We start from the raw sequence: 14,583 nt of genomic DNA on the forward strand, positions 1-14,583 counted from the left end.
TATACGATAAACCAGTGGAAATCCCTGAAAAATATCCTCAAGGACGGTTCTGCGGAAATATCGAACAACCTCTGTGAGCAAAGGATGAAACCTGTAAAGCTGCTGCTCAAGAACTGTATGAACATAGGCAGTGAGGATGCAGCAGGAAACTCGGCATTCATCTTTTCTCTGATAGAAAGCTGCAAGCTTAATGATATAGCCCCTCAGGATTACCTGAAGCACTTGTTTGAATGTATTCTTCATGGTAAGGACTGCGACAAGAAGGTCCTTCTGCCATGTTTTTATAAATCGGAATGTTAAAACTAAACTATTTTCTTGCGGACATTTTTATTTTATCGGCTGAAAAACAGCCGATAAAATTGTCGTGGCGGAAAATAGAATGGTTACAATCAATAAGGTAATCGACTTATGGCTAAAATGAAAGGTGTAGTTGTAGTGAATACAGAACGCTGCAAAGGGTGCAACTTGTGCGTAGTAGCTTGCCCGTTACACGTACTGTCGCTCACCGCCAAAGTAAATCAAAAAGGATATAACTATGTGCAACAGGTAGTAGAAGATACCTGTAACGGATGCTCTTCGTGCGCCATTGTGTGTCCAGACGGTTGCTTAACCGTATACAGAGCAAAATGTGAAGAATAACTTTAAAGCAAAACAATCAGAATTATGGCAGAAGAAATAGTTCTAATGAAAGGTAACGAAGCTATCGCTCATGCCGCTATCCGCATCGGTGTAGACGGATACTTCGGTTACCCTATCACTCCCCAATCAGAAGTATTGGAAACTCTTGCCGAACAGAAGCCGTGGGAAACAACCGGAATGGTTGTATTGCAGGCTGAAAGTGAAGTAGCAGCAATTAATATGGTATATGGAGGCGCAGGAAGCGGTAAAATGGTAATGACTTCGTCATCCAGTCCGGGCGTCAGCCTGAAACAGGAAGGTATTTCATACATTGCCGGTGCAGAATTACCTTGCCTGATTGTAAACGTAATGCGTGGAGGTCCGGGACTTGGAACCATACAGCCGAGCCAGGCAGATTATTTCCAGACAACAAAAGGTGGAGGACACGGCGATTACCATTTAATAGCTTTAGCTCCGGCATCTGTACAGGAAATGGCCGATTTTGTAGGTCTTGCATTTGAACTGGCTTTCAAATATCGTAATCCTGCAATGATCCTTGCAGATGGTGTAATCGGACAGATGATGGAAAAAGTAGTTCTTCCAGCTCCTCGTCCGCGCCGTACCGAAGAGGAAATCATTGCACAATGCCCATGGGCCGCTACCGGATGCAAGGGACGCAAACCGAATATCATTACTTCACTGGAACTCGATCCTGCTGTAATGGAAAAACGTAATTTACACTTGCAGGAAAAATATGCAGAAATTGAAGCCAACGAAGTACGATATGAAGAAATAGACTGCGAAGATGCAGAATACCTGATTGTTGCATTCGGTTCATGTGCCCGCATTGCACAGAAATCAATGGAACACGCACGTGAAGAAGGAATTAAAGTCGGACTGTTCCGCCCTATTACTTTATGGCCATTCCCAAGCAAGCCATTGGCTGAAAGAGCAAAAAACATAAAAGGCATCCTTGTTGTAGAGTTGAATAGCGGACAGATGATTGAAGATGTTGAACTGGCTGTAAAATGCAGCATACCAGTTGAACACTTCGGACGTTTGGGAGGTATTGTTCCCGACCCAGATGAAGTGATTGATGCACTAAAAGAAAAAATCATTAACAAGTAAGAAACTCATGGGCAATATAGATCAGATCAGAACCGTGCTCAATGTGATATTCATGATAGGAGCAGCAGCTTCTTTCATTCTTTATTTTTCATTGGGAGAAGACAAAACTATCTTCTTTTATGTATGCGGCGCATCGCTGTTCGTAAAGATGATGGAGTTTGTGTTCCGTTTCTTTCTACGCTAACCCGATAAGGAGGAGAAATTTATGACAAAAGAAGAAATAATGAAACCCGAGAATCTGGTTTACCAGAAACCTCGTTTATTAAATGATAATCCGATGCACTACTGTCCGGGATGCAGCCACGGAGTAGTTCATAAACTGATTGCCGAAGTTATAGAAGAAATGGGTATGGCAGAAAAAGCTATCGGTATTAGTCCGGTGGGATGTGCTGTATTCATGTACAACTATCTTGACATCGATTGTCAGGAAGCAGCTCATGGACGTGCGCCTGCACTGGCCGGAGCCATCAAACGCTTATGGCCCGACCGTCTGGTATTCACATATCAGGGAGATGGTGACTTGGCTTGTATCGGTACAGCAGAAACAATCCATTCTCTAAACAGAGGTGATAATATAGCCATTATATTCATCAATAATGCCATTTATGGTATGACAGGAGGACAAATGGCTCCTACTACTCTGGTAGGAATGAAAACTGCAACATGTCCGTACGGACGAAATCCGGAAATACACGGATATCCGTTGAAAATGACAGAAATAGCAGCGACACTGCAAGGTACATGCTATGTAACACGCCAGTCAGTTCATACGGTAGCAGCAATCCGCAAAGCTAAAAAGGCAATCCGCAAAGCATTCGAAAACAGCATGCAAGGCAAAGGTTCGAGTCTGGTAGAAATCGTTTCTACATGTAACTCAGGATGGAAAATGACTCCAGAAGCAGCCAACAAGTGGATGGAAGAAAACATGTTCCCTTTCTACCCATTAGGCGACCTGAAAGATACAAGCGGAGAAAACAAATAACATTACCAAAACAAGCACTATCATGAAAGAAGAAATCATTATAGCAGGATTTGGAGGACAAGGCGTATTGTCAATGGGTAAAATTCTGGCTTATTCAGGACTGATGGAAAATAAAGAAGTTACTTGGATGCCTGCCTACGGTCCCGAACAGCGAGGAGGAACAGCCAATGTAACGGTTATCGTCAGCGACGAACGTATTTCATCTCCTATTTTAAGTAAATATGATACAGCCATTATTCTGAACCAGCCTTCACTTGCCAAATTTGAAAACAAAATCAAACCAGGCGGTGTACTGATTTATGATGGTTATGGCATTATAAACCCTCCTACACGCAAAGACATTCATGTATATCGTATTGATGCTATGGATGCAGCCAACGAACGTAAAATGGCAAAGACATTCAATATGATTGTATTGGGAGGATTATTGAAAATCCGTCCTATCGTATCAATAGAAAGCGTTATTAAAGCACTGCGTAAAACATTGCCTGAACGCCATCATCACCTGATACCGATGAATGAAGAGGCAATCCATATAGGAATGGATATTATCAAAGAAATAAAATAATAAATACCAACTCCAATCAAAACTCAGAGGCGTGCAGATAGTTTTTGTATAGAAAGTTCTGCACGCCTCTGTATCAATACATCTTCTAGTATTTTTGCACTCCGTACACGGTTTCTTTCGTTTTTATATTGTATCTTTGCCTCCATTATGAGGAAGATATTTTTTATAGCAACAATATTACTGATTTGCGGAACCATATCTGCGCAAAATACCTATCAGCAAAGTCAATTCACAGGGCAGTTCGGAAGTTCTGCTTCAGGAGTGGACAGTAACTTGTACGACCGCAACGGAAACCCGATTGATACAACTTCCGTAATTGATGCCAGTACTATTCCTATCGGACTTACATCATGGAAGATAGACAGACTTTTCGGCAACAGAACAGAGATTCCGGTAGATACATTGCAGCATAACTTTCAAAATACGAATGATACAGGAGGACCTACAGGACACTATACATATTTAGGAAACTTGGGAGCTCCACGTATCGCTCACGTTTTTTTCGACCGCAAAGATCCTGAACAGTTTTTCTTTCTGGATCCGTATGACTATACAGTCGTCAGACCGGAAGATGTCGTTTACACCAATACCAAATCTCCTTTTTCAAATCTGACTTACTATAAGCAGGGAGGAAGTAAAGACGGTGAAGAACGTTTTAAAGCTTATTTTGCCGTAAATGCCAATAAAAGACTGGGATTCGGTTTCAATATAGATTATGTTTACGGTCGAGGTAAATATATGAACCAGTCTACTGCCTTATTCAACGGAAATCTTTTTGCTTATTATCTTGGCGACAAGTATAACATGCATTTCAGTTTCATGAACGACAACTTAAAAGTTGCCGAGAATGGTGGTATTACTGACGACCGCTTCATTACTGACCCCCTGGGAATGGCAGAAGGAGGTAAAGTGTATGGCAATAGCGAAATTCCAACAAATTTATCTCAGGTATGGAATCATAATACCGGTTACCATGCTTTCCTTACCCATCGTTACAACTTGGGATTCTACCGTGAAAATCCAGACGCAAAGGATACGGTCAATACAGAAGTATTTGTTCCGGTAACAAGTTTCCTTCATACTGTAAATGTAGACATTAACCGTCGCAGATATATTTCATACGACGAGGAGCAGAACCAGAAATATTTTCAGAATAACTATTTGACAGACATCCAGCGTGATGAAACAGAACATCTTGCCGTAAAAAATACCATAGGTATATCTTTACGTGAGGGATTCAATAAATGGGCCAAGGCTGGACTGACAGCTTTCATGAGTCATGAGTACCGCCGTTTCACAATGACAGATACCCTTGCTCAAACTCCGGGACAACGTATTCCGACCGACTATGTTGAAAATACCGTATCGGTAGGAGGACAACTCATCAAGGAACAAGGAAAGACATTACACTATGACGTCATGGGAGAAATAGCCCTGGCTGGAGAAGATGCCGGACAGTTTCAAATAGAAGGAAAAGGTGATCTGAATTTCCGCCTGTTCAGGGATACTGTCAGACTGGAAGCGAATGCATACATCAAAAACCTGAATCCGACATTCTATTACAGACATTTCCATTCCAAGCATTACTGGTGGGATAATAATGACTTATCGAAAATCATGCGTACCCGTATTGAAGGGAAACTGAGTATCGACCATTGGAAAACCCAACTGAAAGCTGGAGTAGAAAACATTAAGAACTATACATATCTTGACAATACTTCTGTAAAATATACCGAAACAGCTTCGGATAAAGAAGTTGTAAGCTATAAAAATGATGTAGCCGTAAAACAGCATACGGGTAATATCCAGATATTCAGCGCCACATTGAATCAAGATTTTCAGTTGGGTATATTCCATCTTGACAATGAAGTTACTTATCAGAAATCGAGCAATCAGGATGTCTTGCCATTGCCCGACCTGGTATTATACCATAACTTCTATCTCAAATTCGGTCTGGCAAAGAAAGTGCTTCAGGTAGAATTGGGTACAGATGTCCGGTATTTCACTCAATACTACGCTCCCGACTATGCACCTGCTATCGGACAGTTCTATCTGCAAAATAAGGAAACCCGTTTCAAGCTAGGAGGTTATCCATTGTTGAACGCATATGTCAATATTCATTTGAAACGTACCCGTATTTTTATAGCCATGTATAATCTGATTCAAGGACAAGGAGAAAAGAGCTACTTCCTGGCTCCTCACCACCCTCTGAATCCCCGCTTGCTGAAATTCGGGTTATCATGGAACTTCTTCGATTAAGAACTACATCACTATGCTAAGAAAAGGAGTACGATATATCATCATAGCACTGGCTATAGCAGCAGGTATTATCATGCTGAATACACAAGAAGAAGAAAAACCGGCTTCTTCCCCCCGTGACTATGCCGAAATACTCAGTTCCGGACAGCTGCGTGCCGTAACCGAATATAATGCAGTAAGCTATCATGTCAGCAAAGATACATTACAAGGATTCGATTACGAACTATTGAATGCTTTTGCTTCTGAGAAAGGACTGAAACTGGAAATTACTCCTGAAATGAGTTTTGAAAAGCGTCTGCAAGGTATCATCAACGGTCAATACGACATACTGGCTACCGGAACGGTCGTAACGACCCAGCTAAAAGACTCATTGCTTTTTACACGGACTCTACTATTAAGCAAACAGGTTTTAGTACAACGAAAGAAAGAAGAAGGAAAAGACAGCTTATACATCCAGAGTCAGCTTGATCTGGCACATAAGCATCTTCATGTGATAAAAGGATCGCCGGCACTGCTGCGTATACATAATCTGATAGACGAAATAGCCGATACTATTTACATAAATGAAGTAGAACTATATGGACCGGAACAATTACTGGCTATGGTTTCGGGAGGAGATATCGATTATGCAGTATGCGATGAAAACATTGCCCGTGCATCTATCGATGATTTTCCAAATCTGGACATCAATACCGACATCAGCTTCACACAGTTTTATGCCTGGGGAGTAAGCAAACATTCTCCTGCCCTGCTGGATAGCCTGAACGTCTGGCTCAATGATTTTGTCCAGACACCAAAATATAAAAAGCTATACAATAAATATTTTAACTGATACATACACCGTACACTATGATACAACTGAATAACGTATGCTGGGGATTTATCGGTTGCGGTGAAGTAACCGAGAAAAAGAGTGGACCTGCCTTCAATATGATAGACGGTTCGAAAGTAGTAGCAGTAATGAGCCGTGACGAAGAAAAAGTAAAATCGTATGCACGCCGTCACAATATACCTCGATGGTATACAGATGCTCAGGAACTGATAGGCGACGAGGATGTCAATGCTATTTATATTGCCACTCCTCCTTCTTCACACGCTACATTTGCCATTATGGCGATGAAAGCCGGCAAGCCTGTTTATATAGAAAAGCCGATGGCCGCAAGTTATGAAGACTGCGCCCGCATCAACCGTATATCGCAAGAAACAGGTGTCCCTTGTTTTGTAGCTTACTACCGCAGATATCTGCCCTATTTCCAAAAGGTACGACAACTGGTTGAAGAGGGAGAGATAGGAAATGTAATCAATGTACAGATACGTTTCGCACAACCTCCGCGAGCACTCGATTACAACAGCACCAATCTTCCATGGCGTGTACAGCCCGACATCGCAGGAGGAGGATATTTTTACGATCTGGCACCCCATCAGTTGGACTTTCTTCAGGAAATGTTCGGATGTATACTCGAAGCAGAAGGTTATACAAGTAACCGTGGAGGGCTTTATCAGGCAGAAGATACTATCAGTGCCTGCTTTAAGTTTGCTTCCGGACTGCCTGGTTCAGGTTCATGGTGCTTCGTTGCTCACGAATCGGCAAAAGAAGACCGTATAGAAATTATAGGTGACAAGGGTATGATTTGCTTCTCTGTCTTTACCTATGATCCGATTGCCCTGCACACAGAACGCGGTCGTGAGGAAATACTCCCACAGAATCCGCCATATGTACAACTTCCGTTGATTCAGGCTGTGGTAGAACATCTACAGGGGAAAGCAATCTGCACATGCGACGGGGTGAGTGCAACTCCTACAAACTGGGTAATGGACCGTATTCTAAATAAACTCTGAAAAACTTTATTCATCGCGCCACTCAATACAGACGTCATGAAATTTTTCCGACATATCGGCATAATCCTATTGCTTTTCGGTCAGACAATACAGGCACAGACCGAAAAGCAGAATAAATTTATGCAACATTTGGAAAAGATTTTTACAGAAACAGATACCACCTACATCGCTCCCAACAAATATAACCTGACGTTTATGGTGGAACAAAGTTTCTGGCATGAACGTTACCGTCTGGGGACCCGAATAAACGAAGAAAGACAAAACATCAGTTTTGCACCTACTCCAACTCCTAAGATAGGAGCCTATTTCGGCTGGAGATGGATATTTTTAGGAATGTCATTCAGCATTCCCGATCTCATAGGCAAAAGCCAAAGCGGCAAACCGAAGAAAGAATATGTTTTCAACCTATACAGTTCACGAGTTGGAGCAGACTTTTATTACAGAAAAACAGGTAGCGACTTTCATATAAATTCCTATTCAGGATTCAATCTTCCGGAAGATTATGTAGGTCAGAAATTCGAAGGCTTCCAAAGCAAAATAGTCGGCCTTAATGCATACTGGATTTTCAACAACAAGAAATTTTCATATCCGGCAGCATACAGCCAGTCTACTAATCAGCGCCGCAGCTGTGGTTCGTTTATGGCTGGTTTTTCATACTCACACCATAGTATTTCTTTCAATCATACCAAACTACCAGCCGAGATGATTGAACAAATACAGTCGTCACTAAAATTCAACAGCCTGAAATATCGTGATTACAATTTAAGTTTCGGATACGGATATAACTGGGTATTTGCCAAGAACTGTCTGCTCAACGTTTCGCTAATGCCAGCTATCGCTTATAAAAAAGCTAAAATGAACGGAAAACCAACAGATATGGAAAACGACTGGTTTGAGTGGATAAACGATATTAATTTCGATCTGGTAACCCGCGCAGGCATAACATGGAACAACAGCAAATATTATATCGGGGCCTCACTCGTATTAAATACGTATGACTATCGCAAATCTGATTTCTCGATGACAAACTCTTTCGGAAGCTTACGTATATACGCCGGATTCAATTTCTGGAAAAGAAAAGAATACAGACAGGAAAAGTAATAAAAAAACTTCACCCCAAGTAATATCATTACCCGAGGTGAAGCCGATAAACACACACAATTATAATCCTATCTTTTAGAAATGTACTCCTATAGTAAATAACAATTGATGACGCTCATTGTTCACTTTTGTCGGTGATAATAATAAATTTCCTGACTGGTCAAGACCTCCGTCAAACGCGTAAAAATCACCTTTATAGAAATCATATTTATAAGCAACATCTGCATAAACCAGACGACCTCTGTAACCTAATCCGACACTGACAGCCTGACGCGATTTCAAATTCAGATATTCGGCATCGGTACGGGTATTGTCGGTAACCGGAATATTCTTGAAGGCATCACCCGTAATAGGAGTAGAACGGAAATTATATCCGGCACGTACACTGAAGGCAGATGAAACTTTTGTTTCCATACCCACACGGAACGAGTGAACCCCTTTCAAGGTCTCCTTAATAGCTGACTGACCGTTCAGTTCCACACCTTCAGCATTCTGAAGTTTGGTTGCAGAATAGTTTTCAAACTCATATTCAGCGTCCAAAGCCATAATGCCTCCTACAATCGTACCGACACTAACATTGAAGCGCCACGGAGTAATCAGTCTGTAATCCCATACATATTGCCCGCCGCTCAGATAATCTCTCAAGTTTTCCGTATAGCTAACCGTAGAATTTTCTAATGCTAAATTAGTTACCAATACCGATGTATAACGGTCGGACATATTATATAATATAGGCGTATGTATAGCCAGCCCAAAACGGAACGGAGAATATTCGAACGGACGAATGATAGTACCGACTTTCAGATCAATTCCTGTACCTTCTGTTTTATACGTATTGTTTAAAGTGAAATTTGAATTTCCTTCCAAATTTTCTCCATACGAAGAGTAGCGCAAGTAATCAATATCATAAACGCCCAAGGTTGCACCAAAATAAAAGCGGTCGCGAACATTAAAGGAAACATTAAAATCGTACTCATTGACAGAGCCTGTTTCACGGCTGTAATATTCTCCATCTATACCATTCCATCCATAAATATCAGTAATATTTCCATCTTTATCTCCCTTTACATCTACCAGACCAGTACGTGCTCCCATAGCACCTAAATATGGAGTTCCTACATATTTCCTATCCATATATGGATTATCAGCATTCAGCAACCCATTAGAACCATAGAAGTCATCTTCACTCTGATAGAACAGTCCACCATTACCATCTTCAGCCCCATCTATCATATCAGCCATCTGCCAGGTAAGCGAATTTCCATTCAAACCGCCTTTCGAAGCGAACTGACGGTTAAAATTAACACGCTTATGATAATTGAATGCGAAATTCAGAAAACGCAAATCGGTCTTGTTGCCAATTTTCGTACTCCATACAAAACCAACCTGATCGAACGAAGCACGATTACGGCTTTCATCCATCACACTACCATTAAAGTCGCTATGCGATTTGTTGGCATTAAAGCCAAAACTCAACGCAACATCATTACTTCTGTAAAGTCCGATGCCGGCAGGGTTTGTTCCAATAGTAGACAAATCTGCCCCCAATGAACTCATAGCTCCTCCCATACCGACAAAGCGTGCCGTACCATTTACATCGTTTCCTAAGAAACGAAGTGCATCATATTGATTTTGTGCTGCTGCGGCCGAAGCTAATGCACCAGCCACAGTCAGAACCATTATTTTCTTTTTCATAATTCGAATGACCTTCTAATTTTTGTTTCTTTATCTTCTGCTTGAGCTACCACCTCTTGAGCTGGAACGTGAAGAACTTCCTCCCGTTGCTGAACCTCGGCTATAGCTGCTGCTTCCTCTTGAGAAAGAGCTTCCTGAGCTACGAGGAGTGGAATAACTACTGCTGGAACGAGTATTCGAACGGTTATTGTTATAGTTCGAACTGCGTCGGGTACTGCTAGGACGGCTGTAGATAGATCCTGTACGGTCTACTGTACTACTAGGACGTACGTAGCTGCTTCCGTTTCCACGTGACGGACGAGTTATTGACGATGGACCGTTCTGCTGGAAACTTGATCCTCCACCCGAAGGACGAACAGAAGTAGACGAAGAACTTCCTGCTCCACTTCCCGGACGGACAACCCGACCTACACCACTTGAAGACCCTCTTCGTGAGCTAGTTGTAAATCTGCTGGTATTACCAAATCCTGACGTACTGCGTCTGGAAGAAGAATATCCTGTATATCTTGACGGGCGGTAGTCTGTATGTCCGACACGGTAGTTGCCTGCCCAGTACGGATAATGATGGTGATGATGCCAGGCAGGTCCCCAGTAACCACCCCAGTAACCGCCATAGTAACTTCCCCAATAGCCACCCCAGTAGCCACCATACCAGTAAGGAGAATACCAACTGCTATAATACCACGGAGAAGACCATCCCCAGCTGAATTCCCATCTCGGGCCTGCAACGCCCCAATTCCAGCGCCAGTCCCACCACAACGGGTTCGTAGATGTCGGGAAAACATATGCATACAATCCGTCTTCATAAATATTCCAGTCCCATGAAGCATATCCCCCGTATACAACATCCCAATAAAGCGGGCTGCTTACAGGTATGGCATATCGCGGACTGCGGAAACGTATGATTCGCATGGCATATTCATAATCATCCTGAGAACCTTCGAAACCGTTAACCCACTCTCCACGCTCTCCATAAGGCTTCTCTTCGATATACAGTGTATCGTTCTGCATAGAAAAGGTATTATCGCGTGAAGTATAACGGCGATTGTATTCGTCAATGTCACGAGTCTTTCCTGTAACGTCTTTCACCACGATAGTCGACCCTGGAGCTGCATATACCGTCGTATTGTTTGAAGTCTGCTTCGGAACGGACTTAACCTCTGCCTTCTGTTCCGTTTTCTTTTCTTTTTTCGGAATAAAGTAAAGGTCGTCGTTGCTTTGAGCCATAGCCAGCCATGGCAAGCAAGCTATCAGCAGCGAAGCACATATTCTACTTTTCATACTCATATCATTTTATACGGTTTATTTCAATTACAAAAGTAAGAAGTAAATTCTTACAGGCAAGTAGAAATTCCCTATTTCAGTATAGGGTTTTCCCTATTTTCACTACCTTTGTGTAAACAAACGAATATCTCTATATATGAAATACTTTGAAGTCACTTTTACTGCACAGCCGTGCAATGAAATTGTAACCGATGTCCTGTCGGCACTGGCAGGCGAAATAGGTTTCGAGAGTTTTGTTGAGTGTGAAGGAGGCGTTCAGGCTTATGTACAGCAAAGCTTGTTCGATGAAAATGCCCTGAAAGAAACACTGGCAAACTTTCCTATACCCGACACCCAAATTACTTATACCATTACCGAACCGGAAGACAAAGACTGGAACGAGGAATGGGAAAAGAATTTTTTCCAGCCTATCGTGATAGAAGACCGCTGCGTGATACACAGCACCTTCCATCATGACTACCCGCAGGCTGAATATGATATTGTAATCAATCCGCAAATGGCTTTCGGAACCGGACATCACGAAACAACAAGTTCTATTCTAGGCGAACTGCTGGATGCCGACCTGAAAGGCAAGTCAGTACTCGATATGGGATGCGGAACATCTATTCTGGCTATTCTGGCAAGCATGAGAGGAGCAGATCCGGTAACTGCTATTGATATAGACGACTGGTGTGTAAACAATTCACGCGATAATATTGCCCTGAACAATATTTCAAACATCACAGTAGAACTGGGTGATGCATCGCTTCTGAAAGGACGCAAGCCGTTCGACATCATCATAGCCAATATCAACCGTAATATTCTGCTGAATGATATGGCTGCCTATGCAGCATGCATGCACAAGGGTTCTGAACTTTATATGAGCGGATTCTACGTAGAAGACATTCCTGCTATCCGCGAAAAGGCTGAAAGTCTGGGAATGACTTTTGTTCACCATCGGGAAAAGAACCGCTGGGTGGCTGTAAAGTTTATTATGTAACAATATAAAAAACTTCAGCATCTTTTCGGGAAAAGATGCTGAAGTTTTTATTTTTTCTGTACAAAGATCAGGAAACTTCGTACAGATTTTTCGCCATAATTCATCGTCTTTTTTCAAAGGGAAAAGCTGCTTTATTCTTCTTTTTCCGCTTTCTTCAACTTAACCTCCGTAGTGGCCTGATAAGTACCATGGCTCCAGCCAGACCCTTCCTCTATTTTTTCGAGCTTCATATCTTTCAGTAAAATAGAATCCGACTTGAAAAGCTTCTTTTCGTCATTGAAATAAACTTTCTGCTCATCTGGCTCGAAACCGGTTGTAACAAATTTCTCTGCGGCAAACGCCCCTTTGTTATCCGTGTAAATTGTATCCCCCGAACGATAATCATTATTGTACGCTCTGCGTACGATAACCTGAATGTCTTCCAGCGGATTACCTTCCTCGTCGGTTACTACTCCTTGCACCTGAAAACCAACCGTAGGTGTTCCATATTCCAATGGAATATCTTCTGGATCCTCATTACTGGTGCATGAAGCAAAGCCTAGCAAAGCAAGAAATCCAGCCCAGACTCGAGTACTAAAACAACTAACTTTCTTTCTCATAACTGTATGATTTTTTACATTAAGGATTGACGATTCTTTTCAAATGGCAGACCATTAACTCTCCTTGTCCATCACGCAAATGCATACCATTTCCACGACAATAGCGGAAATACTTGCATGTAGCACACTCTCCTTTCTTCATCCATGTGCGGTCGCGATAAGGCTGATAGTTATTCTCCCATACATCCATAAACTCATCTTTATAAATGTTTCCCTGATGGAAATCGGCACGAATGCTGGGGCAAGCGGATATAGAGCCATCGATAAGGACTGATCCCACTGTTATCCCTGCCTGACAGGAAAAGAAATGATCGCGTACATCACCTTCATAATTACCTAAAAATCCCTCACACCCATAACTGATGCGTATACGCCCTTCCTTACGAGTTTGCTTGATAAAATCCAGCATTCCACGAAACTCCTCGCCGGACAATTGAAGTTCGGCATCACTGGCCGCACGTCCTACAGGAAATACCGTAAACAACCTCCACTGTTTTAACCCTATGCCAATGAGAAACTCTTTCAATTCATTTAACTGCGCATAATTATGCTTATTGACACATGTTACCACATCGAACACAAATCCGGGAATAGCGGCCATCATACGAATAGCTCGAACAGCCTTGTCAAAGCTTTGCGGATGTCCGCGCATCCAGTTATGCTCATCGGCAAACCCGTCCAGACTGACTGTAGCAGTATGCATTCCGGCCTTCAGCAAAGCAGTAAATCGTTCGGGAGTCATAGCCAGCCCATTTGTCACCATTCCCCACGGAAATCCTTTGTCGTGAATAGCTTTTCCACACTCTTCCAAATCTTCACGCATAAGAGGCTCTCCACCCGTGATTACCACAAAAACATGATGCGGATCGGTATGCAAAGCTATATTATCCAAAACCCGAAGAAAATCTTCTTTAGGCATATCGGCATAACCGGATATTTTCTTGCAATCGCTGCCACAGTGACGGCAATGCAAGTTACAGCGTAAAGTACATTCCCAGAATAATTGTTTCAGAGGATGCTGTTCGACCAATGTATTCGTTATCTTACGGGCTATCTCTAACCCCAGCCTGCGACGAAGAGACAGATTTGTATTCATAGTTTTCGGATTTATCACAAAAATAGCTCTTTTTATAACCTATTGGCGGAATTAAATTATAAAAGATTTATGTTTAAAAAGTTGTGCATATTGTTGATATTTAGTAAATTAAAGGTGACCAAACTTTTAATAGACAAATATCGTATGCACAACTTATATGCAATATTCGCAAAATTACTGAACATATGCAAGCAAATTGCCGGCAATTTAGTCAATGAATCTGGGAATGTGCCAAGACGAGGAGTCGTCCCTAAATTCTCAGACCTTGAAGTAGTGGCTTTGAACATGGCATCAGAGGCTGCCCCGTATTGACAGTGAGTCTCTGTTGTTTGCAAAGCTACAGGAATATAGGGTTGAAATACCCAACCTTATTTCCCGCCGACAATACAATGACAGGCGTAAAACAACTTCCTCCCCTATGTATTGCAATCCGAG

At 42.1% G+C, this 14,583-nt stretch carries 15 protein-coding genes and 1 pseudogene; 12 read left to right on the forward strand and 4 right to left on the reverse strand.

All coding sequences use genetic code 11. The features are described from left to right. The 10 genes from BACCOP_RS01490 to BACCOP_RS01530 all read left to right on the forward strand — a co-directional run. Positions 1 to 300: transposase domain-containing protein (locus tag BACCOP_RS01490; RefSeq protein ID WP_007565445.1), on the forward strand; the 300-nt coding region annotated here is incomplete at its 5' end. Between the two features lie 108 nt (positions 301 to 408). Further along, positions 409 to 639, forward strand: a complete 231-nt coding sequence (locus BACCOP_RS01495; protein WP_021971528.1) for a 4Fe-4S binding protein — start codon at positions 409 to 411, stop codon at positions 637 to 639. A 24-nt stretch (positions 640 to 663) separates the two neighbouring features. Beyond that, the gene (locus BACCOP_RS01500; RefSeq protein WP_007565450.1) at positions 664 to 1,746 is read left to right on the forward strand and encodes a 3-methyl-2-oxobutanoate dehydrogenase subunit VorB; all 1,083 of its coding nucleotides are present in this window, start codon (positions 664 to 666) and stop codon (positions 1,744 to 1,746) included. Between the two features lie 7 nt (positions 1,747 to 1,753). Next, on the forward strand, positions 1,754 to 1,930 hold the full coding sequence (locus tag BACCOP_RS20590) for a hypothetical protein (protein ID WP_007565451.1): 177 nt from the start codon (positions 1,754 to 1,756) through the stop codon (positions 1,928 to 1,930). A gap of 21 nt (positions 1,931 to 1,951) precedes the next feature. Then, a complete protein-coding gene (locus BACCOP_RS01505; protein ID WP_007565452.1) occupies positions 1,952 to 2,728 on the forward strand; it encodes a thiamine pyrophosphate-dependent enzyme in 777 nt (258 codons plus the stop codon). Between the two features lie 22 nt (positions 2,729 to 2,750). Next, positions 2,751 to 3,296 (forward strand): 2-oxoacid:acceptor oxidoreductase family protein, encoded by a 546-nt coding sequence (locus BACCOP_RS01510; RefSeq protein ID WP_007565453.1) that lies wholly within the window; start codon positions 2,751 to 2,753, stop codon positions 3,294 to 3,296. Positions 3,297 to 3,443: 147 nt separating this feature from the next. Then, complete coding sequence (locus BACCOP_RS01515; protein WP_007565457.1) at positions 3,444 to 5,555, forward strand: putative porin; 2,112 nt, start codon at positions 3,444 to 3,446, stop codon at positions 5,553 to 5,555. Positions 5,556 to 5,562: 7 nt separating this feature from the next. Further along, the gene (locus tag BACCOP_RS01520; protein ID WP_370859013.1) at positions 5,563 to 6,387 is read left to right on the forward strand and encodes a transporter substrate-binding domain-containing protein; all 825 of its coding nucleotides are present in this window, start codon (positions 5,563 to 5,565) and stop codon (positions 6,385 to 6,387) included. A gap of 17 nt (positions 6,388 to 6,404) precedes the next feature. After that, a complete protein-coding gene (locus BACCOP_RS01525) occupies positions 6,405 to 7,394 on the forward strand; it encodes a Gfo/Idh/MocA family protein (protein WP_007565461.1) in 990 nt (329 codons plus the stop codon). Between the two features lie 36 nt (positions 7,395 to 7,430). Beyond that, entirely contained in the window at positions 7,431 to 8,495 is a 1,065-nt protein-coding gene (locus BACCOP_RS01530; protein WP_007565463.1) for a DUF4421 domain-containing protein, read from the forward strand. A 75-nt stretch (positions 8,496 to 8,570) separates the two neighbouring features. Here the strand turns inward: BACCOP_RS01530 and BACCOP_RS01535 are convergent, their stop codons facing one another. Continuing rightward, positions 8,571 to 10,190 (reverse strand): porin family protein, encoded by a 1,620-nt coding sequence (locus BACCOP_RS01535; RefSeq protein ID WP_007565464.1) that lies wholly within the window; start codon positions 10,188 to 10,190, stop codon positions 8,571 to 8,573. 30 nt (positions 10,191 to 10,220) lie between these two features. Continuing rightward, positions 10,221 to 11,471 (reverse strand): hypothetical protein, encoded by a 1,251-nt coding sequence (locus BACCOP_RS01540; RefSeq protein WP_007565466.1) that lies wholly within the window; start codon positions 11,469 to 11,471, stop codon positions 10,221 to 10,223. Positions 11,472 to 11,610: 139 nt separating this feature from the next. On the opposite strand from BACCOP_RS01540, the gene prmA reads away from it, so the two are divergent. Then, the gene (gene prmA / locus BACCOP_RS01545) at positions 11,611 to 12,453 is read left to right on the forward strand and encodes a 50S ribosomal protein L11 methyltransferase (protein WP_007565468.1); all 843 of its coding nucleotides are present in this window, start codon (positions 11,611 to 11,613) and stop codon (positions 12,451 to 12,453) included. A 131-nt stretch (positions 12,454 to 12,584) separates the two neighbouring features. Here prmA and BACCOP_RS01550 read toward each other — a convergent pair whose 3' ends face one another. Continuing rightward, entirely contained in the window at positions 12,585 to 13,052 is a 468-nt protein-coding gene (locus BACCOP_RS01550) for a radical SAM-associated putative lipoprotein (RefSeq protein WP_007565470.1), read from the reverse strand. Between the two features lie 19 nt (positions 13,053 to 13,071). Further along, a complete protein-coding gene (locus BACCOP_RS01555; protein WP_040311711.1) occupies positions 13,072 to 14,148 on the reverse strand; it encodes a TIGR04133 family radical SAM/SPASM protein in 1,077 nt (358 codons plus the stop codon). Between the two features lie 69 nt (positions 14,149 to 14,217). On the opposite strand from BACCOP_RS01555, the pseudogene BACCOP_RS01560 reads away from it, so the two are divergent. Beyond that, positions 14,218 to 14,583, forward strand: a pseudogene (locus BACCOP_RS01560) (IS982 family transposase); the annotation flags it as partial.

The sequence above is a fragment of the Phocaeicola coprocola DSM 17136 genome, from assembly GCF_000154845.1.
Classification (GTDB): domain Bacteria; phylum Bacteroidota; class Bacteroidia; order Bacteroidales; family Bacteroidaceae; genus Phocaeicola; species Phocaeicola coprocola.